Consider the following 26411-nt stretch of genomic DNA (forward strand, 5'->3'; position numbering starts at 1 on the left):
GGCTCATGCTAGGAAAATCTCAAAAAGCCGCCCATCTGGCCGAAGAAATCACTGATTACACGGTCATTCAGGGGCGCTCGCTCTGGCAGGACGCACGTATGCGTTTTGTCCGCAACAAGGCCGCAATGGCCAGTGTTTTTGTTTTGGGTCTGATCGTGCTGTTCACGATTATCGGACCATATTTTGCAGCCTGGTCCAATGAAGAGATCGACTGGAACGTTATGGGTGACGTACGCGGCATGGGAATGCCCTCGATCGAGACTGGTCACTATTTTGGTGTCGATGATCTGGGGCGCGACCTTTACAGCCGTGTCATTCAGGCGACCACCACATCGCTACTGGTTGGTCTGATTGGGGCTGCAACTGCGTTGATCGTTGGCACTTGCTATGGCATTGCCGCTGGTTATATCGGAGGGCGTACCGACAGCGCCATGATGCGCTTTGTCGACATACTTCTGGCGATCCCGGCAACTCTGATCATCATCCTTCTGCTGGTCGTGGCAGGGCGGTCCTTTTTCATGCTGTTCATCGCGTTGGGTGCAGTCGGTTGGCTGACCATGGCGCGGATCGTTCGGGGGCAAACCCTGACGCTGAAGAACCGCGAATTCATCGAAGCCGCTCGTGCCGCCGGTGTCAGTGAGTTTACCATCATGTATCGCCACATTCTGCCCAATCTGTTGGGCGTTGTGATCGTGTACGCCTCGCTGTTGGTGCCCGAAATGATCCTGACCGAAAGCTTCATTTCGTTTTTAGGTCTCGGGATCTCTGAACCCTACACCTCTTTGGGCCGCCTGATTGCCGAAGGTGCCGGGACTATGGGCTATGGCACTTTGTGGCAGCTTCTTTATCCCCTGACATTCTACGTCGCCATCATCATCACCATGTTTTTCATCGGTGATGGTTTGCGTGACGCGCTGGACCCGAAGGATCGCTGATATGAGTCTATTTTCCATCAAAGACCTGAGCGTGCAGTTCGATACTCCAGATGGCATCGTCGAAGCCGTCAAGGGCATCAGTTTCGACATCAATCCAGGCGAGTGTCTGGGCATCGTCGGCGAAAGTGGGTCGGGCAAAAGCCAGACCTTCATGGCAGCGATGGGGCTATTGCCTCCGGCGGGCCGCGCAATCGGGTCTGCCATGTTGAACGGTCAGGAAATCCTGAACCTGCCAGTGAACAAGCTGAACCGCATCCGCGGCGATGATGTCGGTATGATCTTTCAGGATCCGCTCACCGCCCTGACCCCGCATTTGCGAGTCGGTCAACAGATGCGCGAAGTGTTGCAAGTGCATGAGGGTTTGCAGGGCTCTGCCGCCAAAGCGCGATGCCTTGAATGGCTGGATCGCGTCCGCATCCCCGAGGCGAAACGGCGACTGGATCAGTACCCGCACGAGCTGTCGGGCGGGATGCGCCAGCGGGTCATGATTGCCATGTCGATGCTGTGCAACCCGAAATTGCTGATCGCGGATGAGCCCACAACGGCGCTGGACGTCACCGTACAGGCCGACATTCTGGACCTGATGGTGCGACTGCAAAAAGACGAAGGCACAGCCATTGCTTTGATCACCCATGACATGGGCGTCGTCGCGCGGATGTGTGACCGCATACAGGTCATGCGCCTTGGTCAATTTGTCGAGGCCGGGGAAACCCGTGAAGTCTTTCGCGCACCGCAACATGAGTACACCCGCACCCTGCTTGAGGCGATGCCTCGCATCGACGCCGGTGACGCGCCCAAAGCCTTGGGTAAGACCGAAGAGCCACTGCTGCGCGTTGACGACGTCAAGGTTCATTTCCCAATCCATGTTCCGGGCGGATTGTTCGGCCACAAGGTGCCTCTCAAGGCCGTGGATGGTGTCAGCTTTGATATTCGCAAGGGCGAAACGCTGGGTGTTGTGGGTGAATCCGGTTGCGGCAAGTCCACGCTGGCGCGGGCGGTTCTACAACTGATCGAACCCAGTGCGGGCAACGTCAGCTGGCTGGGCCATCCGATCGTCGGGTTGAAACGGTCCGAGTTGAACAAATACCGCAAGGATCTTCAGATTGTATTCCAGGATCCACTCGCCAGCCTTGATCCACGGATGACAATCTCGGCCTCAATCGCGGAACCATTAAAAACCTATCGCCCAGACCTGACGGAACGCGAACGCAAGGACCTGGTCGCCGAGATGATGGAACGTGTTGGCCTGCCAACCAATATGATCAACCGTTATCCACATGAACTGTCAGGTGGGCAAAATCAGCGCGTCGGAATCGCTCGGGCAATGATCAACAAACCAAAGTTGATCATTTGCGATGAAGCCGTTTCGGCACTGGATGTGTCCATTCAGGCCCAGATCGTGGAATTGTTGCGAGAATTGCAACAAGAGTTCGGTTTGTCGATGATTTTCATTAGTCATGACCTGTCAGTTGTACGCGCAGTGTCTAACCGAATCATGGTTTTGTACTTGGGTCGCATTGTCGAATTGGGCGATGGTGAAGTGATATGTTCTGAACCAATACACCCCTACACCAAATCCCTGATTTCGGCGGTTCCGATTCCTGATCCGGATGTTGAGCGTAACCGTCAAAGGCTTAAAATACCGGGTGAATTACCGTCCCCGATGGATCCCAAGGCCACATTGCGTTTCTTACCCAGCAAGTTGTCCTCGGGCGAAACGGACTATGTTCCGCGGCTTAGCGAAATCGCTCCTGACCATTTGGTTGCCGAACATGATCCGCTTGATGCGATTATGGCTAACTCCTGACTATTCGCGCCCCGAAGCTTGAAGGTTTCAGGGGCGCGAATCCTACTTTTCAGCGCACCAAGTACTCTGTGTACCTTCGCTAGAACCACGTTTGGGTGTGTTTCGTTTTGACTCTGTATGCAGGTTAATGGCAGATTCCATCGTGCCCGCTGCACTACTGTCGGGTGAGATTGATTGATGCGAATTTAAGTTTTATGTGAGGATCCCAGCGCCTACAAAGCGCACGGGCAGACTATGGAAATCATGAGGTAACATGGCACGCAAAGTCACAAAGGCTATTTTCCCCGTCGCGGGTATGGGGACGCGCTTTTTACCGGCGACCAAATCGGTGCCAAAAGAGATCATGACTTTGGTCGATAGACCGCTGGTTCAATATGCAATTGACGAAGCGCGGGCAGCCGGGATCACCGAGTTTATCTTCGTGACGTCACGCGGGAAGTCAGCGCTTGAGGATTACTTTGACCACAACCTTGTGTTGGAGCAGGACTTGAAATCCAAGGGCAAAGACGATTTGCTTGAGATATTGAACGCGACCAATATGGAAAGCGGCGCGATCGCCTATATTCGCCAGCACAAGGCGCTGGGGCTTGGACATGCAGTTTGGTGTGCACGGCGACTGATCGGAGATGAGCCCTTTGCAGTAATGCTGCCCGATGATGTTATTGCTGCTGGCAAACCCTGCCTGCAGCAAATGGTCGAGGCCTATGAGGAAACCGGCGGCAATATGGTTGCTGCGATGGAAGTTCCAAACGAAAAGACAAGCTCTTACGGTATTTTGGATACAGGCCAAAACGTCGGTACGGTTGTCCGAGCCAAGGGTATGGTTGAAAAGCCAAAACCTGAGGAGGCACCATCAAATCTCGCCGTCATTGGTCGTTATATTTTGGGCCCCTCGGTACTGTACAATTTGAACCAGAAGAAGAAAGGCAGCGGAGGCGAAATCCAGCTGACTGACGCGATCGCCGAGGATATCGGAAATGGCGTTCCTGTATTTGGTTACAAATTCGAAGGCCAACGATTTGATTGTGGCTCAAAGGCCGGTTTCCTTCAGGCCACGGTATCGTTTGCGCTGGCCCGCGACGATCTGCGTGATGATTTAAGTCAGTATCTGCATGATATCGTTTCGTCGGACCAGGCCGCGCAATAGGTAAGATGCTTCAACCAGTTGGCATTCATTGCAATAGCTCGACCCCAAGAACACAGAGAGCGAGGGCAGCATGAGGACCGTCTATCCGGTAATTTTATGCGGTGGCTCCGGAACACGGTTATGGCCCCTGTCGCGCAAAAGCTACCCAAAACAATTCGTGCCGCTGATTGGTGAAACCAGCCTTTTGCAGCAATGTGCAAAGCGTCTTAAAGGACCCGTCGAAACGCCTTACGCAAAGCCGTTGCTGTTAACTAATGAAGCATTTCGTTTCGTTGTACCAGAGCAGTTGATGGCCGTTGGAATTGACCCAGGCCCGATCCTTATTGAGCCTGAAGGGCGCAACACCGCTCCGGCTGTCCTGGCGGCAGCTCTGCACCTTTCGTCCAGCGATCCCGATGCATTGATGCTGGTGGCGGCGTCCGATCACGTCATTCCGGATGCTCAGGCCTTTCACGAGGCAGTTGCAGAAGGTATCCGTACGATCGATGAGCGCGGAGACCTTGTTACATTCGGAATCACGCCTGACCGGCCAGAGACTGGATATGGTTATCTCAAACTTCGGCAGATTCCCGACGCGTCAGGTGCGTCGATTCCTCTCGATCGATTTGTTGAAAAGCCCGACCTGAAGAGCGCCGAAACGATGGTGTCCGAAGGTAGTTACCTTTGGAATTCCGGCATCTTTCTGTTTGCGGTCCGCGATATCCTTGCGGCCTATGACCAACATGCGCCGGATCTTGTAGCTCCGGTTCAGAACGCTGTTGATCAGGCGCAGTCTGACCTGGGCTTTCTGCGGCTTGACCCCATCGCTTGGAACTCAGTTCAGGACATATCGATCGACTATGCGGTTATGGAAAACGCCAGCAACCTCAGCGTTGTTCCTTATGCAGCCGGTTGGTCAGATGTAGGCAGTTGGTCGGCGGTGCAGGAGCTCAGCCACCCTGATGCAAATGGGGTCGCTACCGCAGGTGAAGTCACTGCCATTGATTGCCACAATGTGCTGGTGCGCTCGGAATCTCCTGCACAGGAGGTCGTGGCGATGGGGCTGGAAAACGTGATTACAGTCGCGATGCCCGATGCGGTTCTGGTGGCCAGCATGGACCGCGCGCAGGATGTCAAACAGGCCGTCGCAGCCTTGAAAGCAAAAGGCGCCAAGCAGGCGGAATCCCTGCCCGTCGATCATCGACCCTGGGGGTGGTTCGAAAGCCTCGTCATCGGAGACCGGTTCCAGGTCAAGCGTATCCATGTCCATCCCGGTGCATCGCTGAGTCTGCAATCTCACCATCATCGGTCCGAGCACTGGATCGTCGTGGAGGGCACCGCCGAAGTGACGATAAATGACGATGTTCAGCTGGTGTCAGAAAACCAGTCGGTCTATGTGCCTTTGGGTGCGGTTCACCGGATGGTGAACCCCGGCAAAGTCCCGATGGTCCTGATCGAAGTACAAACCGGGACCTATCTGGGTGAAGACGACATTATTCGCTATGAAGATGTTTATGCGCGTAATTGACTTAGGTCAGTAGGCGCTAGTCGCCGTTCATCTCTGATTAAATCCCGCCATCTGCAATGCAGATGGATTTTCGACATTTCTCAAATCCTAACAAATCAAAAACCCAACGTTCGGGTTCGTCAGGTGGGTTTCACTAATATTGCGGCAGGGTGGCGCGCGATCATTGCCAAGCGACATCTCAGGAGGACGCCCGTGCCACAGAACTCACCCCGTTTGAACCTGCCCTTTATTCAACCGTCTCAGGCCCAGAAACACGTGACCCATAACGAGGCGCTGCGTACACTCGATCTTTTGGTCCAACTGAGCGTAGTATCCATCGACGCGACAATACCGCCCGCTGCGCCCGATCAGGGGGAGACGCACGCGCTTGGCACGGCGCCCACGGGGGCATGGGCTGGTCACGACGGCCAATTGGCGGCGTGGCTGGACAACGGATGGCATTTCATTGCGCCGGATTTGGGCTGGCGGGCCTGGGACCAAAGCTCGGATCAGTTGAAAATCTGGAACGGATCCGCCTGGATCGACCCGCCTGTCGATTTGCAGAATCTGCCAGGAATTGGCGTCGCAACCGGATCCGACAGCACCAATCGGCTGGCGGTGCGTAGCCCTGCGACGTTGCTAACCCATGAAGGTGGTGGTCATCAGTTGAAGGTCAACAAAGCCAGCGACGGCGACACGGCCTCGCTTTTGTTTCAATCCAACTGGACCGGTCACGCCGAGATGGGCCTTTCCGGCAACACGGAGTTCTCGATCAAAGTCTCGCCAGATGGCGGGATCTGGGTTGAAGCACTATGGTTTGACGCCTCATCTGGTATAGCGGGTGGCGCAGCCATACAGAGCAGCGCCAATGATACCACGCCTGGTCGCCTGATGCGGGCAGATTATGGATACGGGCCGGGCAACGTACTGGGCACAGTGTCACAAAACAGTGGTGTACCTTCTGGGGCTGTGATCGAGCATGGCAGTAATACAAATGGAGACTACACGCGATTTGCTGACGGTACCCAAATTTGTACAACAACTCTTGATGCTGTCGGATGTACGACCGCAACCGGTGCCTTGTTCACCAGCGGTTCTGCCAACTGGAATTTTCCCATCGCTTTTGCCGCTGGCAGCAAACCAGCCCTTAGCGGGAATGGTGGCGGGCTCGGGCGGTTTGTAGGATTTGACACGCCATCGGAAACACAAGCGACATTCCAGGTGCTGGCGGCAATTTCGGATGCCACAAATATTGAACCATCAATGATCGCCATCGGCCGCTGGTTCTGACAGCTCAGACCGTCCGGGCCATTGCGCGGGCGGTCACCTTTCGCGCAGATCGGTTTCTGATTGATCTAGAAACCACGCATAGGTCTGGCGAATTCCGTCGTTAAGACTGATGCCAGCACTCCAGCCCATACCTGCGAGGCGCGATACATCCATCAGTTTTTGCATCGTGCCATCCGGTTTGTCTGGATCATACGTGATCTGGCCAGTGAAACCGACGACACCCGCAATGATCGTTGCGAGGTCTGCGATCGATGTATCGCTGCCCGTACCCACATTAATGTGGCTTAACATTGGATCAGTGTTTGCCTCATATACCTCGCGCGGCAGGTCCAATACAAACAACGACGCCTCGGCCATATCCTCAACATGCAAGAACTCGCGTCGCGGATTTCCGGTTCCCCATATGACAACTTCATCTAGCCCATCACGCTGTGCCTCGTGAAAACGTCGGATCAGTGCTGGGAGCACGTGACTGTTTTCAGGGTGAAAATTGTCTCCGGGGCCATAAAGGTTCGTCGGCATGACGGACCGATAGTCTACGCCGTGCTGCCTGTTATAGCTTTCACAAAGCTTGATTCCGGCAATCTTGGCGATGGCGTAAGGTTCATTTGTCGGCTCCAGCGGCCCGGTCAAAAGCGCGTCTTCGCGCATTGGCTGGTGTGTTGCGCGCGGATAAATGCAGGAACTTCCAAGTTGCAGCAGCTTTTTTATACCCGCCGAAAACGCCTGATGGATCACATTGCATTCGATCATCAGGTTTTCGTAGATGAAATCCGCCGGATATGTGTTGTTCGCATAGATACCGCCAACACGGGCGGCGGCCAAAATCACGATGTCCGGACGTTCTGCACGCATGAAATTCTGAACCTGAACCTGATCGGTCAGATCCAATTCGCTCCGCGTCCGCGTGATTAGCTCGAGTTTTTCGCCTGCCTGTTGGCGCTGCTGCAGCCTTCGCAGAATCGCGCTTCCAACCATGCCGCGATGACCCGCTACATATATTCTGCGCGAACTGCCCATTTCAGCCGTTTTCCCGTGTGACTGGCGCAGCCATCCCGTGTTCTTTGAGCAGGGCATTGCGCCGTGCGATTTCCAAATCTTCGGCAACCATTTCGGCGCATAGATCTTGCACAGAGGTCTCGGGTTCCCAACCTAGTTTTTGCTTGGCCTTGGACGGGTCTCCCAACAGCGTTTCAACCTCGGCCGGTCGGAAGTAACGCGGGTTGATCCGCATCACGATATCGCCAGCTTTCAGGGCAGGCGCCTTATCACCTACTACTTCGCGAACAATCGCAAATTCCTCGACACCCTCCCCTGAAAACTCCAGCACCAAACCCAGCTCGCTGGCAGACCATTCGATGAACTGGCGCACGGAATACTGCTTGCCGGTGGCGATTACAAAGTCCTCGGGCGTCTCCTGTTGCAGCATCAGCCACTGCATCTTCACATAGTCCCGCGCGTGCCCCCAATCGCGCAAACTATCGATATTACCCATATGCAAACAGTCATCCAAACCTTGCGCGATGTTTGCAAGGCCACGAGTGATCTTACGAGTCACAAAGGTCTCACCACGCCGGGGGCTTTCGTGATTGAACAAAATACCGTTGCAGGCGTACATCCCGTAAGCCTCTCGATAATTTACTGTTATCCAATATGAATACAGCTTGGCGACCCCATAGGGTGAGCGCGGGTGAAAAGGCGTTGTCTCGCGTTGCGGTGTTTCCTGCACCAAACCATAGAGCTCTGAGGTGGAGGCCTGATAAAACCGGGTCTTGCCCTCCAGTCCCAGAAACCGGATCGCTTCGAGCAGGCGTAGCGTACCCAACCCATCCACATCCGCAGTGTATTCAGGCGATTCAAAACTCACCGCAACATGGGATTGCGCACCAAGGTTATAGACCTCGTCGGGCTGCACTTCCCGAATGATCCGGGTCAGGTTCGAGGTATCGCTTAGATCACCATAATGCAGATGCAGTCTGGGATCTGGTTCATGCGGATCCTGATAGATATGATCAATCCGCTGCGTATTGAAAGACGATGCGCGACGTTTGATACCGTGAACGTCATAGCCTTTGGCAAGCAACAGCTCGGCCAGATAAGAGCCATCCTGACCCGTAATACCGGTTATCAGTGCTGATTTGCTCATGATTGCGCCCCGATGGTTCTACTTCGCCTGTTTATCCTTCCAGAAACAGCAAGACTCGGCCAAATGCAAGCTAACGGGGAATTCGAAAGATCAGTTATAATGCCGCTGTCCAGACTCGATAGCGGTACTGCCCTGTCAACTCGCGGATCAGCCCCCTGTCGCTGAATTTATCCAGATTTCGCTGTACCGCCGCGCGCGAGGCCCGGGTCAGCTCTTCGGCCAATGGTGCCGACACCATCGGCCAAGCTGTTAGCACGTCGATCAACACTGGTGGAGTTCGCCCACTCAGATCTGATACAGCCTCGCGGGCACGTCCTTCCCAGGCGCTGATCCGGTCCAGATGCAGCAAAGCTGCAAGCGAGGCCTGACCTGCCCCGCCTATCCAGGCGGATAGTTTTTCATCCAATGAGCCTGCACCGCGCAACGCACCCGGTCCCGACAAGGAAAGCGGCATGAACAATGCGCCACCTCGCCCCATCGATGCCGCATGGCGGGCTGCAATAACGGCAGCTTCGGTATCCTGTCCAATGCCCGGCGAGAGAGCGCGCCACGCGTGGAACCCGATTGCAGCCTGGGTCACCGGGTGCAACGCAGCCACATTTCGCATCACTTCGGCCAGATCTATCACGGTCTCAGGGGCGTCCTCGATGCCCTGGGCCTGACGATCCAGAAAAGCGGTCAGCCCAGGGTTCCATCCGCCCTCTGATGGCCCAGCACCTGAGGATAGTCGCCGCACCGCCCAGCCTGCCCGGTACAACGCCTGAACGTCATCACCCGTCGCACCGATCCGCAATCCGATCCATAGCGCAAGACGGTCGACACTGATCCGGTCTCCGGTCCACCAGCCCAAATCCGACACTTCCATCAAGGCCAGACGGTGACCCCATCCTTTCGGCCCTGCGCGCAAACGTTCATCCAGCGCCCCGAAAGTCACGGCCAGATCAGCAAGTTCAGCGGACAGTTCAGATTGAGCCGCGCGCCAATCCCTTGGATCAAAAAGGAGGCTTTGATCAGGCCTTGGGACAGACGGAAGAAATTCTTCAGGATCTTCTTCATCCGGTGGAGGGAGAAACCATAGATCCTCTTCATCCGGTGGATCGGTATCATAGATGCTGCGCGGCCCTGCGTCCAGGGCCTCATCATCGTCTGGGTCCGGTTCTTGAGGGATCGGCTTCATATTTGACATTCTTCGAGCATTTGCCGAAGTTCACAAGGGGTTTCCCGAAATCCCGATAATCAACCCGCAAAGGCCGCGGTCAGAGCATGCAGCTCTCCACTCAGATCTGTCTCGCGATCGCCACCCAACAGCATATAACCATACCCATCTTTTGCCCATGTCGCGGTTGACAGGCCGCTCAGCACTGCAAGATTAACTGCCTTCGATGGGGCATTTGGACCTTGCCGGATCACGCAGAACGCAAATGGATTTCCTTGTGCATCAGCAAAGACAACCTGAACCAATGGCTTGCCTTTGAATGATAAAACCTGTGTGCGCTTCAGGTCGAGGCCGGGAAGATTTTCCAGCACCTCCCGATTTAAGGGTCGGCCGAGCTGAGCCTCAGCCTGAGCAAATTGCGCGTCCAGTTTTTGCGGAGAGTTATCCAGATCAGCAATCGTTTCGGCTGAATAGAGTGATTGATAAATTGCGGCTTGCTCTGCCCAGCCCAAAGCCTTCGGACGCGTCACCCAGAAGGTTGCGGATACTGCGATAACGGCAACCGAAGCCGCAACCGCCAGCAATCGAAGAGGTCCTGATTTGTATTGCTGCGGAGTGGGCGCAGGCAGATCAATTTCAGGAACCTCAGCCGGGACGTCATCAAAAACCTGCTGCACAACAGGGGCAAACGGATCCAACGCCATCAAGCGGGCTTCAAGACCCGTATCCTCTGCCACGGCCGCTTCGATGGCGTGGACTTCGGCCTCATCAAGGCTGCCCTCCAGATAGGCCAGAAGTGTTTCGTCGGAAAACTTCATTTGCCACTCCGTTGCACCGCGTCGTCCGCTTCGTGCTGCATTACGGTTTTCAGTTTCTGCCGGGCGTTGGACAACCGGCTCATGATTGTGCCGATGGGAACATCCAGCATGGCCGCAGCTTCGCGGTAACTGTACCCTTCTACGAATACAAGCATCACCGTTTCGCGCTGCACCTCTGGCAGTTGCATCACTTGAGTAAACACCTGAGCGGCGAAAATATTCGTTTCTGAGTCGGGCCCGTGTTCAACCAATTCCGCCTCAGGTGTAACCGACAATGCTTGCGCCTTGCGCACAGACCGTGCCCGTATCTCGTTCAACCAGATCGAGCGGCAGATCGTCATCAGCCAGCTGTCCAACCGATCATATGAAGTTACCTGATGGTGCTTTTCCAAAGCCCGTAAGGCTGTTGCCTGCAGCAAATCGTCCGCAACATCCGACGCACCCGACAGCGCCAATCCAAACCGCCAAACCCGTTTCGAATGGGTCTGGATCGCGCCGCGCACGGCTTGTTCGGTGCTCATCTCAACACTCATCGAATAAATCGCGACCTGTGTGTGTTTGCTTTGTCATGGGACCGGGCCCGCTTGGTCTGAACTGTCATAGACTCTGGAGGAATGAAATGAAACTTCTGTTCAAAACAATCACGATTGCGTCGGCTTTTGTTGCAGGTCCCGCGCTGGCCGCAGATTGGACACTGAATCCCAGCGCCTCTCATCTGGCCTATGGCACGGTTAAGATCGACGATGTGGGCGAGGTCAATTCCTTCACCAATATATCAGGCCATGTCAGCGAGGATGGCAAAGTTGAGATCGATATCGACCTGTCCTCGGTCGAAACGAATATCGATATCCGCAACGAGCGGATGATCGAACATGTGTTCCGCAAGGCAGCAACAGCCACACTGACCGCAGAGATTGATTTGGATGAGGTGTCCAAGTTGGATGTGGGTTCCAGCAACACGGTTGAAGTGGATGCCAAACTGTCCTTGGCGGGAACCGAGGTTGAGTTCTACACCGATATGTTCATTTTGCGCGTGGCCGAAGACACTGTCATGGTGTCAACCAACGATATGGTCTTCATCAGCACCGAGGATGCGGGCGTCTCAGCAGGTGTCGACAAGCTAATGGAGCTGGCGCAACTTCCCAGCATCACTCGTACTGTACCAGTGACTGCAAGACTGATGTTCAATCTCGATACCTGAAGATCAACCAAAGTACGGGGTCAATTTTGACCCCGACTTATGCCCCCCAAGTATCACTCAAGCGGTAGCCACCGGGCCAAGGGTCTTCCGGGTCCAGCATGTGCTGGTGTGTGCCCGTAATCCAACCCCGCCCCGAGATTTCCGGTGTGATCGCCATGCGCCCATTCAGATCGAGCTGATCCACGATGCGGCAGCGAAACTCGCTGTCGATAACCGAGCGCGCGTGATAGCGGTCATTCATCGACATCTGCCCTTTGGCAAGCAAAACAGCCATTCGGGCCGAAGCTCCGGTGCCGCAGGGTGAACGATCCAGCTTGCCGGGTTTGATGGCGACTGTATTGCGACCAGTGAGGATATCACCCTGCCGATCCAGCGGGCCTGCGATCTGGCAGAATGAAATGTGATTCCAGTCTTTGGTGGGGTGATTGAAGCCAAGCTGCTCATTGGCCGCATCGGTGATACGCGCGCCGGTTCTGGCAAGATCAGCGCCTTCATCAGGCGTCAGGTCAAAACCCAGATCAGCTGCATCGACAATTACAAAACTGTCGCCACCAAACGCGGTATCTGCGCGCAGCGTCCCGATGCCCTCAACCTCGATCCGGGCATCCAGCTTGTCGACGAAACTTGGCACGTTCTGCACATAGATGCGTTCTGCCTTGCCATTTCGGCATTCGGCGCGAACGCGAACCAGCCCTCCGGGAGCTTCCAATGTCAGATGGGTTTCAGGTTCGTGCATCGGAAGGATGCCGCTATCCAGCAGAACCGTTGAGACGCAGATGGAATTCGAACCGGACATCGGCGGCGTGTCTTCCGGCTCCATGATGATGAAAGCCGCATCGGCCGCGGGGTTTTTTGGTGGTACCAGCAGATTCACATGGCGAAAGACACCGCCGCGGGGTTCATTCAGCATGAAATCCCTTAGGGTCTGATCTTCGGCGATAAAGGCCCTCTGGTCCCACACGGTCTCGCCCGGAGGCGGGGCGACCCCTCCGACGATGACATCGCCTACCTCACCTTCGGCGTGGGCCGAGATCACATGGATGGTTTTGGAACTGCGCATATGGCCTCCTGAAAGCCGCTGGTTAATGCGCAGTCATGCAAAACAACTTCGGTCTGGCAAGCCCTATCGCAGCCGCTGACCCGACTCGGGATCGAACAGCATCGCGCGTTCGGGCCGGATCGAAAGCCCGATACGGTCACCGGTCGTACTGCGTTGGTCGTCCCGCTCTTCCACAATCAGCTTATCGCCATTGGGCGTCAGCAGATAAGAATAGGATACACCACCCAGCGCTTCGGTCAGATCAACAGTGCAGGTGTCACCGCTTCGATCCACCTGAATATGCTCCGGGCGAATGCCCAGAGTCACTTTCGTTGCCCCATTCGGAACGCTTTCGGTGACCGGGATCGCATCAGTCAGCGCAAGGTGCCGCACCATGCCATCCACGACATCGCACTCTAAGAAGTTCATGGCCGGAGAGCCAATGAAGCCCGCCACGAATCTGTTATCGGGGTCACGATACAGGTCCATTGGGGCACCCACCTGCTCGATCCGGCCGTCGCGCAATACCACAATCTTGTCGGCCATGGTCATCGCCTCGACCTGATCATGCGTAACATAGATCATCGTTGCGCCGATTTCCTGATGAAGTCGTGCAATCTCGACCCGCATTTCAACACGCAATTCCGCGTCAAGGTTCGATAGCGGCTCGTCAAATAGGAACACTTCCGGGCCGCGTACAATGGCACGCCCGATTGCCACTCGCTGACGCTGACCACCAGACAACGCTTTTGGTTTGCGTTTCAGATACTGATCGAGTTTCAGGATATTCGACGCTTCCTGAACCTTCTGGTCAATCTCAGCCTTGGCTACACCGTTCATCCGCAGGCCAAAGCCCATATTCTCGGCCACAGTCATATGCGGATAGAGCGCATAGGTCTGGAACACCATCGCCACCCCCCGCTTGGCCGGGTCGACGTGCGTGACTTCACGTGCACCGATATGGATCTCACCATCCGAGGTTTCCTCAAGCCCCGCGATCATCCGCAACAACGTAGACTTGCCGCAGCCCGAAGGGCCCACGAACACGCAAAACTCGCCATCTTCAATCTGCAGATCGATCCCGTGAATGACCTGAGTCTGGCCATACCGTTTGATCGCGCCTTTCAGGGTTACGCCTGTCATGTTGCTTGCATCCTATTCTGTTGGCCCTCGGGGAACCGCCACGCCTGTGCTTCTGTGCCAATCTGTTCAGCGACGCGCCGGACGCGTGGCACCCAAGATTGTAATTGTTCGAAATCCATCCTTCCGGTCGATCCCGTCACCGATAGAGCCCCTAACATGCGGTCCCCGGAGGTCAGGATCGGGCAGGCAATACAGATGATGCCGGGCTCATGCTCTTCATCATCAACCGCGTAACCCCGGTTGCGGATCAGCTCGAGATCGGCTCGCAATGCCTTTTCCGAGGCCAGTGTCTTGTCGGTGAACCGGTGAAAGCTTTGTTGCGAGATCGTCTTCTCCAACTGAGCCTCGTCCAGATAAGCCATCATTGCCTTACCGACGCCGGTACAATAAGCCGGGCCGACCTTGCCAGCCTCGGAATACATCTCGATCGGTCGCTGAGCGTTGCGTTTGTCCACATAAAGCACCTGCCCGGAATCAAGCTGCGCCAGGTGCACCGTTTCCCCTGTCTCGGCGCTGAGGGCGTCCAAGAAAGGCCGCGCAATGGGTGCAAGCGAGCTTTGGGTCCATGCCGAATGAGCCAACCGCACCAACCGCATCCCCGGAGAATATGTTTGCCGTTCCGGTTCGTAATGCAGCATGCCCTGATTGGTCAGCGATTGCAGAAAGCGATACAGCGTCGCCTTGGGGAATTCGCTGCTTTCCAACAGCTCACCGAAGCGCACTGGGCGCTCGAACGCCGCAACTTGCTCCAGCACGTCACATGCTTTTCCTATTGTTCCGTCACCTGCCACGGGTGCCTGTTCTCCTCCACTTTCCCCCGGCTATGGGCACGAGGGTCTTGACAAGACTAGCCGAGTCGATGTGTAGTTTTCAATATATAAAACAAGGTTTCAATATTTGGAACCAATATGGAAGCTTAAGGGAGGAAACTATGCATTCCATGTTCAAGCGCACAGCAGCTGCTTTGGCTGCCAGTGTGGCACTTGCTGCGCCTGCCGCAGCTGAGCTGACCGGCGAACTGCGAATCTTCCTCGATACATCCAACCCGGCGCCGCGCGCGACGATGGAAGCGATGATCGAGCGATTCGCGGCTGAACATCCCGGTCTGGAAATCGAGACCACCGTGATCGACCGTGAGGCATACAAGACCCAGATCCGCAACTTCCTGACGGCAGACACGCCTGACGTTGCCACGTGGTACGCTGCCAACCGGATGAAGCCATATGTCGAGGCGGGCCTGTTCGAGGACGTCTCAGACCTGTGGGCCGAGCCTGAAATCGCCGACAATCTGGCATCCACCAAAGGCGCGATGACCATTGATGGAAAGCAATGGGGTGTCCCGTACACATACTATCAGTGGGGGGTTTACTATCGCAAAGACATCTTTGATGAACTTGGCTTGACCGAGCCAACCACTTGGGAAGAAGAGCTGGCCAATTGCCAGAAGATAGTTGATTCAGGCCGCGCCTGCTACACCATCGGCACCAAGTTCTTGTGGACCGCTGGTGGCTGGTTTGACTACTTGAATATGCGCACCAACGGTTTCGATTTCCACAACCAGCTCGCAAATGGTGAAATCAGCTGGGAAGACGACCGGGTCAAGCAGACCTTCGCCAACTGGAAACAGCTGATCGACATGGGCGCGTTCATCGACAATCACCAGACTTATAGCTGGCAGGAAGCCCTGCCCTTCATGGTCAACGGCGAGGCGGCGGCCTATCTGATGGGTAACTTCGCCGTGGCGCCCCTGCGTGAGGCGGGTCTGACGGACGATCAGCTGGATTTCTACCAGTTCGTTGCCATCAACCCCGATGTCGAACTGGCCGAAGATGCGCCGACGGACACGTTCCACATTCCGGCCAATGCCTCAAACAAGGAAGCCGCGCGTGAGTTCCTGCGTTTTGCGGTTTCCGCGGACGAGCAGACCGAAATCAACAACGGTGCAAACCTCGGCCAATTGCCTGTGAATGCGCAATCTGCGGTAGATGACGATAAGTTCCTGCAGCAAGGTTTCACGATGCTGTCGTCGAACAGCCCTGGCGGTGTTGCCCAGTTCTGGGACCGTGACGCACCAGCAGAAATGGCCAAGGTCTCGATGGAGGGCTTCCAGGAATTCATGGTCAAGCCTGACAACGCGGATAAGATTCTGGCCAAGCTGGAACGCGCGCGTGAGCGCATCTACGACAACTAAGTGTAATTAGGGCCGAACTCAGTTCGGCCTTAAACCATTCAAAATCGTAGGGCGGGCTTCAGCCCGCCTTCACCCCCTAACCAGAGATGTTCCATGACCGCTGTAGTTGACACCCCAGAACAGGAAAGCTGGTTCCACAGAAACCAGCAGCGCATCGCGCCTTGGCTGTTTCTGGCTCCGGGCCTGCTGTTCTTCTTGGTCTATGTGATCATCCCGGTGTTTCAGTCTTTCAACCTGTCTCTTTACGAGTGGGATGGGCTGGGAGCCGCCGAATATGTAGGCATGCGCAACTATGAGGATCTGTATTGGGAATGGGTCGACCGTGACGCATTCTACATTTCGCTCAAGAACAACCTGATCTGGTTGGTTTTGTATCTTGCTGCAATTCCCGCAGGCCTGTTCATCGCATTGTTCCTGAATCAGACGGTCTGGGGCATACGGCTCTATAAGTCTTTGTTCTTCTTTCCGTTCGTCATCTCTCAGGTTGTTGTTGGCCTTGTTTTCACATGGTTCTACGACCCGACATTCGGATTGTTGAACGAATTCCTAGGTTTATTCGGTATGGGCCCGCTGAATGTGTTGGGCGACGAGCGGTTCGTTACCTATGGCATCATCTTCGCAGGGCTCTGGCCGCAAACCGCCTATTGCATGATCCTCTACCTCACAGGCCTGAACGCCGTTGACCCCGAGCAAATCGAGGCCGGACGGCTTGACGGTGCAAAAGGTGGGCGGATGCTGTGGCACATCATCCTGCCGCAACTGCGACCTGCGACGTTCATCGCTTTTGTCGTAACCATCATCGGTGCGTTGCGCAGCTTTGACCTGATCTCGATCATGACACAGGGGGGGCCTTTTGGGTCGTCCCGTGTGCTGGCCTATTACATGTTCGAAGTCGCCCTGTCCGAATACGGTTTCCGCATGGGATATGGAGCCGCCATCGCGGTGATCCTGTTCCTCATCATGCTCTGCTTCATCGCCTATTTCCTGTGGTCGATGTATCGCGAAGAAAAGGGGCACTGAGATGTTTCCCAAACCCATCGAAAAACAACCCCGCGCGGCCCAGATCACCTATCAGGCGATGCTGCCTCTGGCGCTGTTGCTGTGGCTGGGGCCGTTGCTGGCCGTTGCGCTTTTCTCGGTCAAACCGGCGGCAGACTTCACCAACGCGAACTATTGGGGCATGCCGTCCAGCTTTGAGGGCGCTTTCAACTATGGGCAGGTCTTCTTTAATTCAGACATGCCTCGATATTTGCTGAACTCATTCCTGATCACCGTACCCACCGTGATCGGAGCCGTGGCGCTCAGCTGCATGACCGGATTTGCGCTTGGAATCTACAAGTTCAAATCGAACCTTTGGATCTTCTTCATGTTCGTGGCGGGCAACTTTGTCCCCTTCCAGATTTTGATGGTCCCCGTACGCGATCTGACTTTGGAACTGGGCCTCTACAACACCAAAACCGGGCTTGTTCTGTTCCATATCGCCTTCCAGACCGGCTTCTGCACACTCTTCATGCGCAACTTCATCCGCGCCCTACCCTTCGAACTCATCGAGGCGGCGAGGGTTGAAGGTATCAGCGAATGGCGGATTTTCTGGTATGTGGTCCTACCGCTAATGAAGCCCGCAATTGCCGCGCTCAGCGTGCTGATCTTCACCTTCATCTGGAACGATTATTTCTGGGCGGTTGTCCTGACCCAAGGCGCCGAAAGTCAGCCCGTGACCGCCGGGATCACCAGCTTCAACGCCCAATTCCGCGCCGCCTATCAGCTGATGAGTGCCGGTTCAATTGTGGCAGCCCTACCACCTGTTGCCATGTTCTTCCTGATGCAGAAACACTTTATCGCGGGCCTGACCCTCGGTGCTGTAAAATAACGCCAAACCAGAGGTTTACCTCATGACCAAGATCACCTTTGTAGGTGCGGGTTCCACGATCTTCATGCAGAATATCGTGGGCGACGCCCTGCTCACCCCTGCCCTCGCCGACAGCCATTTTGCGTTGATGGATATTGATCCGGTGCGCTTGGCCGAGAGCGAGGCTGTGGCCAAGGCTATGATCCGATCAGTCGGCACGGGTGCGACCGTCTCGACCCACACGGATCGCCGCGCGGTGCTGGACGGCGCGGATTTCGTGATTACTGCCTTTCAGGTCGGCGGATACGAGCCGTGCACCGTGACTGATTTCGAGATTCCAAAACAATACGGCCTGCGCCAAACCATCGCTGATACGCTGGGTGTAGGCGGTATCATGCGCGGCCTACGTACTGTGCCCGTTCTGTGGGGTGTCGCGCAGGACATGATGCAACTTTGCCCCAATGCGACGCTACTGCAATACGTGAATCCGATGGCCATCAATACCTGGGCCCTGGCCGAGCGCTTCCCTGCTCTGAAACATGTGGGACTGTGTCATTCCGTTCAGAACACAGTCGAGGAACTGGCGCATGATCTGGATCTGCCCAAGGCGGATATTCGCTACAAAGTTGCAGGCATTAACCACGTCGCCTTCTTTCTCAAACTCGAGCATGAGGGCCGCGATATCTATCCTGCTCTGCGACAGGGCTATCACGCCGGGCACTTGCCCAAGCCTCCGCTTCTCATGCCTCGTTGTCCGAACAAAGTCCGGTACGAAGTGATGGATCAACTCGGTTACTTCTGCACCGAAAGTTCCGAGCATTTTGCAGAATACGTTCCGTGGTTCATCAAAGACGGACGCAATGACCTGATCGAACAGTTCAGCATACCGCTGGACGAATACCCGACCCGCTGCGTCGAGCAGGTGTCGAATTGGAAGGACCAAGCCAAGACACTGATCGATGGTCGGGACATCGAAGTGACCCGAAGCCACGAATTTGCCGCCGACCTTATGAACGCAATCGTGACAGATACGCCTTACACAGCTTACGGCAATCTACCGAATACGGGTCAAATTCCGCAACTGCCGCTGGGAGCCGCGGTTGAAACTCCGTGTCTAATCGATGCAAATGGCGTCCAACCTTCCGTGGTTACGGATATCCCGCCGCAGCTGATCGCTCTGATGCGGACCCAGATCAACGTACAAGAGTTGACGGTTCGTGCACTGACCGAAGAGAACCCAGAATACATCTACCACGCCGCCATGATGGATCCCCATACTGCGGCGGAGTTGGATTTGCGCCAAATTCGCGGCCTCGTCACCGATCTGCTTTCCGCCCATGGCGACTGGCTACCCGATTGGTGCCAATCAGCCCGCGCGGCCTGATCTTCATCTATTCGAAAAATAATCAACTCCATCGCAAGCCAGACAGACAGAGCCAAAAATGACTAAAAAACGCCGTTCTCAACATTGGTACGGAAAACTTGACAAGGACGGGTTCATTCATCGGTCGTGGATGAAGAACCAGGGCTTTCCGGACCATGCGTTCGACGGACGCCCCATCATTGGCATTTGTAATACATGGTCAGAACTGACGCCCTGCAACTCAGGCCTGCGTGACCTGGCCGAAGGTGTCAAACGGGGTGTGTGGGAGGCGGGCGGCTTCCCTGTCGAATTCCCGGTGATGTCGCTGGGTGAAACTCAGATGAAACCCACCGCCATGCTATTTCGCAATCTGCTGGCGATGGATGTTGAGGAATCCATCCGCGCCTATGGCATCGACGGCGTTGTCCTACTGGGGGGATGTGATAAGACCACACCCGGGCAGCTGATGGGGGCAGCCTCGGTCGATTTGCCATCCATCGTGGTCAGCTCAGGCCCAATGCTGAACGGTAAGTACCGGGGTCAGGATATCGGCTCGGGCACGGATGTCTGGAAGTTTTCCGAGGCCGTTCGTGCCGGGGAAATGACACTTCAGGATTTCATGAATGCTGAATCCGGCATGTCACGCAGCGCGGGTGTATGCATGACCATGGGCACCGCTAGTACCATGGCCTCGCTGGTTGAGGCGATGGGCATGTCTCTGCCCACCAACGCCGCCCTGCCCGCCGTTGATGCCCGTCGCATGGCACTGGCGCATCTGACCGGCAAACGAATTGTCGAGATGGTGGACGAAGACCTCAAACCCTCGGACATTCTGACCAAGGAAGCCTTTGAAAACGCCATTCTCGCCAATGCGGCCGTCGGAGGATCAACAAATGCAGTGGTCCACCTTCTGGCGCTGGCAGGGCGCGTGGGCGTTGATCTGACGTTGAAAGACTTTGAAATCGGGTCAGAAATCCCACTGCTAGTCAACTGCATGCCTTCTGGCAAATACCTGATGGAGGATTTCTGTTATGCAGGCGGCGTGCCAGTGGTTCTGAGCGAACTCAATCCTTTCCTGCGCCCAGCTAAAACGGTTCTGAACAAGGATATCTCGGCGCATTATGAAGGCGCTGAGTGTTTCAACACAGATGTCATTCGCCCCTTCGACGATCCGGTAAAACCCGCCGCTGGCCTGCGGGTTCTGCGCGGAAATCTTGCGCCCAACGGGGCGATCGTGAAACCTTCGGCGGCCACAGACGCACTGTTGGAAACCGAGGCAGAAGCATATGTTTTCGAGAGCATCGAGGACCTGAAAGCAAATATCGACCGCGACGACCTGCCTGTCACACCCGAGACCATTCTGGTGCTCAAAGGCTGTGGCCCCAAGGGCTATCCGGGCATGCCGGAGGTTGGGAACATGCCGATCCCGGCGAAGCTGGTCAAAGAAGGCGTACGCGACATGATCCGCATCTCGGACGCGCGCATGTCGGGCACAGCCTTCGGCACGGTGATCCTGCATGTGAGCCCTGAGGCGCAGGCCGGTGGTACACTCGCCTTGGTCAAAACTGGTGACCGCATCCGAGTGTCCGCCAGCAAAGGCGAACTGGAACTGCTGGTTGACGAAAAGGAACTGGACGCCCGTCGCGCCCTGTGGCAACCGGACGATCCGCATTACACGCGCGGGTACGCGAAACTCTACATCGATCATGTGCTGCAAGCCGATCAGGGCGCCGACCTTGATTTTCTTGTGGGCAAAGACACGCGCCTTGTGACGAGAGAGAGCCACTAATGGATCAACCAGCTACATTTCAAGACCTGCGCGGTGCATCCGTATATATTACCGGCGGTGGATCAGGTGTTGGCGCGGCACTAACCGATGGCTTCATGGGCCAAGGTGCAAATGTTGCCTTCATAGGTCGTTCCGATGCGAGTGCTTTCGTCGAAGAGATGCGTGACAAACATGGCCGCGCACCCTTGTTCCTGCAGGGTGACATGACCGATACCGAGCTGTTGCATGCCACCATGACCAAAGCAGCCGAAGCTCATGGCCCACTGAAAGTGCTGGTCAACAACGCGGCCAACGACAAGCGTCACTCGCTTGAGGAAACCACTCCCGATTTCTGGGACTGGATGATCGAGGTGAACCTCAAAGCTTATTACTTTGCCTGTCAGGAAGCCGCGCGGCAGATGAAAGACAACGGCGGGTCGATCATCAATTTCAGTTCAATCAGTTACATGATGGGGAACGCAGGCTATCCGATCTACACCAGCTCAAACGCGGCAATCACCGGTATGACTCGCTCTTTGGCGCGCGAGCTTGGGCCTCAGAAAATCCGGGTCAATGCACTGGCTCCGGGATGGGTTCTGACGCAGAAACAGCTGGACATGTGGGCAACGCCCGAAGATCTGGCCGCGCATTTGGATCGCCAATGCCTGAAAGAACATCTAACGCCCGAAGACATGATCGCACCAACCCTGTTTCTGGCCTCAAGCGCAAGCCGTGCCATGACGGGTCAATGCATGGTTGTCGACGGCGGCGTTGTGGTAACGGGGTAACGCTATGAATGTTGAGTGGATCGCTGTTGACTGGGGTACCTCTCATCTGCGCGCCTGGGCCATGCAGGGAGAAAGAGTGATCGCTCAGGCGGCTTCGCAGGATGGTATGTCGCGCACGGCTGGGGGAGATTTTCAGGCCGCCCTGTTGGCTCTGATCGACGACTGGCTGCCTGGGAAGCCAGTAGACGTGATCGCCTGCGGAATGGTTGGTGCGCGGCAGGGCTGGGTCGAGGCGCCCTATTCCGCCGTGCCGTCCGAGCCAATCCCGGTCGTACCCTTCCGCGTTCCAAACACCGATCCGCGTATTCGGGCCTTCGTAGTTCCGGGACTAAAGCAGAACAGCCCCCCCGATGTGATGCGCGGTGAAGAGACTCAGATCGCAGGGTTCCTCAGTGCGCATCAGAATTGGGACGGTGTGATTTGCCTGCCCGGCACGCATACAAAATGGGCCCAGATCAGTGCTGGTGAAGTCGTCAGTTTCCGAACCTTTATGACCGGTGAGATGTTTGATCTGCTGTGCGGGCAATCCGTTCTTCGGCATTCAATTGATGATGGATGGGACGAAGCAAGCTTCATTGACGCTGTGGCGGATACGCTATCGAAACCTGAACAGCTTGCTGCGCGACTCTTTGGATTACGGGCGGCTGACTTGCTGCATGGTCAGAATAAGAACATCGCGCATGCCAGTCTTTCGGGCTTCCTGATAGGTGCAGAGCTTGCCGCATCGCGGCCCTATTGGCTGGGTCAGCAATTGGCAGTCATCGGATCAGAAAGTCTAACCAAGGCCTACGCCACCGCACTACAGCAACAAGGCGCATTGGTCGAAACCGTTGACGCAACCGCGACAACACTTGCGGGGCTGGCACAGGCCCGCACACTCACGAGGCAAACCGCATGAGCCGTCCCATAATCGCCATCTTGCGCGGGCTGACACCTGATGAGGCGGGGCCTGTCGGGCACGCGTTGGTGCAAGCGGGTATTGACCGGATCGAAGTACCGCTGAATTCACCCGATCCTCTGGAAAGCATCCGTATCCTAGCCTCGGATATCGGTGATCGGGCACTTATTGGCGCAGGAACTGTGCTTACCCCTGATCAGGTTGATGCGGTAGCGGACGCTGGCGGCAAACTTATCGTTTCACCGAACTGCGATGTATCGGTAGTCCAACGTGCTATTGCACTTGAATTGCAAAGCTGGCCAGGCGTTTTCACCCCGACCGAAGCTTTCACGGCCCTACAAGCTGGAGCAACTGGGTTGAAATTGTTCCCCGGGTCGATGGCTGGCCCCTCAGGCTTGGCCGCAATGCGGGCCATACTACCACCTGGCACGCAGGTATATGCCGTCGGTGGCGCGGGCCCAGAGAATTTTGATCAATGGATCAAGGCCAGTGCCGATGGCTTCGGGATTGGCTCAGCGCTTTACAAGCCTGGCATGTCTGTTGCTGAAGTATCAGACCACGCCCAGCAGATCGTGGCAGCCTATGACGAGTCAACGAAATGAGCCACGTTTACGATGATCGCCCCTGCGAATTGGGTGAAGGACCATTGTGGCACCCGGAGCGAAAACAGCTTTTCTGGTTTGACATTCTTAGCAATCGCCTGATGTCCAGAGAAGGCGACCAAGCTCGGGTCTGGGAATTTGAAGAACATGTCTCCGCCGCTGGTTGGGTCGACAACGAAACCCTGCTGATCGCATCAGAGACAGGTCTGTGGCGATTTGAGCTGGGTAGCCACGCCAAGGATTTGATTGTTCCGATTGAGGCCTACAACCCGGTGACACGATCTAATGACGGCCGCGCCGATCCTTGGGGCGGGTTCTGGATTGGCACCATGGGCAAGAATGCTGAAACGGGCGCCGGATCGATTTACCGGTATTGGAAAGGTGAGCTAAGGCCATTGGTTCGGGATGTGACGATTTCGAACGCGATCTGTTTCGCGCCTGACCGCGCCTGTGCCTATTACAGCGATACTTTGACCAAACAGGTCATGCGCTGGGAACTGGATGCGGAGACTGGCTGGCCCATGGGCGAAGCCGCCGTGTTCCTTGACCTGCAAAGCGACGGCTTGAACCCGGATGGGGCTGTTGTCGATAGCACCGGCAATATCTGGATCGCTCAATGGGGTGCAAGCCGAGTCGCGGCCTATACGCCAGCCGGTCAATTCTTGAAATCAGTCCATTTCAACGCCAAACACACGTCGTGCCCGAGTTTTGGTGGCAACGATCTGACAACGTTGTTTTGCACCTCCGCCCGACAAGGGCTTGAAGCCGACACACTGACAAAAACACCAGCAAACGGCATGACCCTCGCCGCCGCAAATGTTGGCGAAGGTCAAGCGGAGCACAGAGTTATCATATGAAGCCAGAACTTGGCGTCTGCTATTACCCTGAACACTGGCCCGAAGAGAATTGGGCCAAAGACGCGGCACGCATGATCGAGACCGGCCTGACCTGGGTCAGGATCGGAGAATTTGCTTGGAGCCGGATGGAGCCCACTCCGGGCGATCTACAGTTTGGCTGGTTGGATCGCGCGATTGAAACCCTGGGCGCTGCGGGCTTGAAGATTGTGCTGGGCACACCGACGGCAACTCCGCCACGTTGGATGCTGGATAAGTATCCCGACATGCTGGCCATGGACGCCAATGACGATCCGCGCAAATTTGGCTCGCGCCGACACTATTGTTTTAGTCATGCAGGCTATATCAACGAATGCACGCGGATCGCGCAGATTATAGGTCAGCGTTATGGCCGCAACCCGCATATCGCGGCGTGGCAGATCGACAACGAGTATGGCTGTCACGATACGACAATCAGCTACAGCGACGCCGCTTTGAAAGCGTTTCGCCGCTGGCTCGCGGACCGCTACAGCTCGATCGAGGCACTGAACGCAGCATGGGGCAATGTGTTCTGGTCGATGGAGTATAATAGCTTCGATCAGATCGAGTTGCCGAACCAAACCGTGACCGAGCCCAACCCAGCGCATGTACTGGCATTTCGCAGGTTCAGTTCGGATCAGGTGGTGGCGTTCAACAAAGCCCAGGTCGACGCGCTACGCCCGCTGACGGATGCACCATTGCTGCACAACTATATGGGCCGCGTGCTGGAATTCGATCATTTCGATGTCGGGAATGATCTCGATATCGCCACATGGGACAGCTATCCGATTGGCTTCCTTTCGGATCGTCTGGAAGCGGATGACGCGCACAAAACCGCGTTTCTGCAGCAGGGCGATCCCGACATGCAAGCCTTTCACCACGACCTCTACCGCGCTGTCGGTCATGGCCGCTGGTGGGTGATGGAGCAACAACCGGGGCCGGTAAATTGGGCCCCATACAACCCAGCCCCCCTGCCCGGCATGGTGCGCCTGTGGTCGCTTGAGGCCGTGGCACACGGGGCCGAAGTTGTTAGCTACTTCCGCTGGCGACAAGCACCGTTCGGTCAGGAACAGATGCATGCTGGCCTGTTGACCACAAACGGCCGCGACGCACCCGGATTGGCCGAGGCGCGCCAAACTGCCGTCGATCTGGCCGCACTGGGCGAGGTCCAGCCGGCACGCGCGCCTGTAGCGATTGTGTTCGACTATGCGTCGGACTGGGCATGGGCTACGCAGCCTCAGGGTGCCGGGTTCGACTATTTCAAGTTGGTGTTCTCAGCCTACCGCGCATTGCGACGCGCCGGATTGTCAGTGGACTTTCTTTCTCCGTCTATGGTCGGCGAAAAGCACTACAACCTGATCCTCGCGCCGGGCGTGGCTGTACTGGGCGATCTGGAACAGCGACTGATACAGGGTTGTGATCTGGCCATTCTGGGTCCGCGTAGCGGAGCAATCACGGAAGACTTTCAAATCCCTCGCGAGGGGCGTCCCGGCCTCAACTATCTTGATACTCATGTTAACCTGATCGAAACGCTACCACCCAGTGTGGTCCGCACCGTCGACGGGGGTGGCAAGTCGGAACATTGGGTTGAACGTTTGTCGGGTGAAGCCAAGACCCTGCTAGCATTCACCGATGGCACCCCTGCCCTGCACGGTGAAGCGGGGCTTTGGTATCTGGCCGGATTCCCGGATGAGGTGCTTTGGGATCGGGTCGTTACGATGGCTGCTCAGGACACCAATCTTGTGCTCCACCCAATGCCTGCTGGACTACGACGGCGCGAGACGCAGTCGCATGAGGTATTGATTAATTACAATGCGCATCCGGTTTCGTGGAACGGCCTTCAGATCGAAGGTTGTGATGTCCTGTTCAGGAAAAACGGCTCATATCAACGTTAATATAGATACCGCTAACA

24 protein-coding genes are annotated in these 26411 nt (G+C 55.9%); 16 read left to right on the plus strand and 8 right to left on the minus strand.

Going from position 1 to position 26411, the window contains the following annotated elements; translation table 11 throughout:
- The first annotated feature begins 5 nt into the window (after positions 1-5).
- The 5 genes from ACR0MQ_RS10445 to ACR0MQ_RS10465 all read left to right on the plus strand — a co-directional run bounded on the left by ACR0MQ_RS10445 (position 6) and on the right by ACR0MQ_RS10465 (position 6665).
- Entirely contained in the window at positions 6-935 is a 930-nt protein-coding gene (locus tag ACR0MQ_RS10445) for an ABC transporter permease subunit (RefSeq protein WP_170475103.1), read from the plus strand.
- A 1-nt stretch (position 936) separates the two neighbouring features.
- A complete protein-coding gene (locus ACR0MQ_RS10450) occupies positions 937-2742 on the plus strand; it encodes an ABC transporter ATP-binding protein (RefSeq protein ID WP_170774291.1) in 1806 nt (601 codons plus the stop codon).
- Positions 2743-2995: 253 nt separating this feature from the next.
- A complete protein-coding gene (gene galU, locus ACR0MQ_RS10455; protein WP_170475110.1) occupies positions 2996-3889 on the plus strand; it encodes a UTP--glucose-1-phosphate uridylyltransferase GalU in 894 nt (297 codons plus the stop codon).
- A 70-nt stretch (positions 3890-3959) separates the two neighbouring features.
- Positions 3960-5396: a mannose-1-phosphate guanylyltransferase/mannose-6-phosphate isomerase gene (locus ACR0MQ_RS10460; RefSeq protein WP_480607944.1), complete on the plus strand. Its 1437-nt coding sequence runs from the start codon at positions 3960-3962 to the stop codon at positions 5394-5396.
- Positions 5397-5588: 192 nt separating this feature from the next.
- Positions 5589-6665, plus strand: coding sequence for a DUF2793 domain-containing protein (locus ACR0MQ_RS10465; protein ID WP_480607947.1), 1077 nt, complete (start codon positions 5589-5591; stop codon positions 6663-6665).
- 33 nt (positions 6666-6698) lie between these two features.
- Here the strand turns inward: ACR0MQ_RS10465 and fcl are convergent, their stop codons facing one another.
- The 5 genes from fcl to ACR0MQ_RS10490 all read right to left on the minus strand — a co-directional run bounded on the left by fcl (position 6699) and on the right by ACR0MQ_RS10490 (position 11306).
- Positions 6699-7685 (minus strand): GDP-L-fucose synthase, encoded by a 987-nt coding sequence (gene fcl, locus ACR0MQ_RS10470; RefSeq protein WP_480607950.1) that lies wholly within the window; start codon positions 7683-7685, stop codon positions 6699-6701.
- A 1-nt stretch (position 7686) separates the two neighbouring features.
- Positions 7687-8811 (minus strand): GDP-mannose 4,6-dehydratase, encoded by a 1125-nt coding sequence (gmd, locus tag ACR0MQ_RS10475; protein WP_480607952.1) that lies wholly within the window; start codon positions 8809-8811, stop codon positions 7687-7689.
- Between the two features lie 94 nt (positions 8812-8905).
- Positions 8906-9988 (minus strand): hypothetical protein, encoded by a 1083-nt coding sequence (locus tag ACR0MQ_RS10480; protein WP_170774302.1) that lies wholly within the window; start codon positions 9986-9988, stop codon positions 8906-8908.
- Positions 9989-10047: 59 nt separating this feature from the next.
- Positions 10048-10785, minus strand: coding sequence for a hypothetical protein (locus ACR0MQ_RS10485; RefSeq protein WP_010441511.1), 738 nt, complete (start codon positions 10783-10785; stop codon positions 10048-10050).
- Positions 10782-11306, minus strand: a complete 525-nt coding sequence (locus ACR0MQ_RS10490; protein ID WP_480607955.1) for an RNA polymerase sigma factor — start codon at positions 11304-11306, stop codon at positions 10782-10784. Before ACR0MQ_RS10490 ends, ACR0MQ_RS10485 begins: the two co-directional genes overlap by 4 nt.
- 98 nt (positions 11307-11404) lie before the next feature.
- Between ACR0MQ_RS10490 and ACR0MQ_RS10495 the strand changes: the two genes are divergently transcribed.
- Positions 11405-11986 (plus strand): YceI family protein, encoded by a 582-nt coding sequence (locus ACR0MQ_RS10495; protein WP_170774307.1) that lies wholly within the window; start codon positions 11405-11407, stop codon positions 11984-11986.
- Between the two features lie 37 nt (positions 11987-12023).
- On the opposite strand, the gene ACR0MQ_RS10500 is transcribed toward ACR0MQ_RS10495, so the two are convergent.
- The 3 genes from ACR0MQ_RS10500 to ACR0MQ_RS10510 form a co-directional block, all read right to left on the minus strand.
- Positions 12024-13046 carry a trans-3-hydroxy-L-proline dehydratase gene (locus tag ACR0MQ_RS10500; protein ID WP_480607959.1) on the minus strand — a complete coding sequence of 341 codons (1023 nt, stop codon included), beginning with the start codon at positions 13044-13046 and terminating at the stop codon, positions 12024-12026.
- 63 nt (positions 13047-13109) lie between these two features.
- Entirely contained in the window at positions 13110-14168 is a 1059-nt protein-coding gene (locus ACR0MQ_RS10505) for a sn-glycerol-3-phosphate ABC transporter ATP-binding protein UgpC (protein ID WP_170774311.1), read from the minus strand.
- Positions 14165-14959 (minus strand): IclR family transcriptional regulator, encoded by a 795-nt coding sequence (locus ACR0MQ_RS10510; RefSeq protein WP_170774313.1) that lies wholly within the window; start codon positions 14957-14959, stop codon positions 14165-14167. The genes ACR0MQ_RS10505 and ACR0MQ_RS10510 overlap by 4 nt, the downstream gene beginning before the upstream one ends.
- Positions 14960-15099: 140 nt before the next feature.
- Between ACR0MQ_RS10510 and ACR0MQ_RS10515 the strand changes: the two genes are divergently transcribed.
- From ACR0MQ_RS10515 to ACR0MQ_RS10560, 10 genes are all read left to right on the plus strand, one after another.
- A complete protein-coding gene (locus ACR0MQ_RS10515; protein WP_170774315.1) occupies positions 15100-16359 on the plus strand; it encodes an ABC transporter substrate-binding protein in 1260 nt (419 codons plus the stop codon).
- Between the two features lie 93 nt (positions 16360-16452).
- Positions 16453-17379, plus strand: a complete 927-nt coding sequence (locus ACR0MQ_RS10520) for a carbohydrate ABC transporter permease (protein ID WP_170475146.1) — start codon at positions 16453-16455, stop codon at positions 17377-17379.
- 1 nt (position 17380) lies between these two features.
- Positions 17381-18229 carry a carbohydrate ABC transporter permease gene (locus ACR0MQ_RS10525; RefSeq protein ID WP_170475148.1) on the plus strand — a complete coding sequence of 283 codons (849 nt, stop codon included), beginning with the start codon at positions 17381-17383 and terminating at the stop codon, positions 18227-18229.
- Positions 18230-18251: 22 nt separating this feature from the next.
- Positions 18252-19592: an alpha-galactosidase gene (melA, locus tag ACR0MQ_RS10530; RefSeq protein ID WP_480607966.1), complete on the plus strand. Its 1341-nt coding sequence runs from the start codon at positions 18252-18254 to the stop codon at positions 19590-19592.
- 58 nt (positions 19593-19650) lie between these two features.
- Positions 19651-21360 (plus strand): IlvD/Edd family dehydratase, encoded by a 1710-nt coding sequence (locus ACR0MQ_RS10535; RefSeq protein ID WP_170774319.1) that lies wholly within the window; start codon positions 19651-19653, stop codon positions 21358-21360.
- Entirely contained in the window at positions 21360-22127 is a 768-nt protein-coding gene (locus ACR0MQ_RS10540) for an SDR family oxidoreductase (protein WP_170774321.1), read from the plus strand. Before ACR0MQ_RS10535 ends, ACR0MQ_RS10540 begins: the two co-directional genes overlap by 1 nt.
- 4 nt (positions 22128-22131) lie before the next feature.
- A complete protein-coding gene (locus ACR0MQ_RS10545; protein WP_480607970.1) occupies positions 22132-23025 on the plus strand; it encodes a 2-dehydro-3-deoxygalactonokinase in 894 nt (297 codons plus the stop codon).
- A complete protein-coding gene (locus ACR0MQ_RS10550; RefSeq protein ID WP_170774325.1) occupies positions 23022-23627 on the plus strand; it encodes a 2-dehydro-3-deoxy-6-phosphogalactonate aldolase in 606 nt (201 codons plus the stop codon). Before ACR0MQ_RS10545 ends, ACR0MQ_RS10550 begins: the two co-directional genes overlap by 4 nt.
- Positions 23624-24484, plus strand: coding sequence for an SMP-30/gluconolactonase/LRE family protein (locus ACR0MQ_RS10555; protein ID WP_170774326.1), 861 nt, complete (start codon positions 23624-23626; stop codon positions 24482-24484). The genes ACR0MQ_RS10550 and ACR0MQ_RS10555 overlap by 4 nt, the downstream gene beginning before the upstream one ends.
- Positions 24481-26394, plus strand: coding sequence for a beta-galactosidase (locus ACR0MQ_RS10560; RefSeq protein WP_480607974.1), 1914 nt, complete (start codon positions 24481-24483; stop codon positions 26392-26394). The genes ACR0MQ_RS10555 and ACR0MQ_RS10560 overlap by 4 nt, the downstream gene beginning before the upstream one ends.
- The last annotated feature ends 17 nt before the right edge of the window (positions 26395-26411 follow it).

Source organism: Ruegeria sp. AN6, from assembly GCF_056540425.1.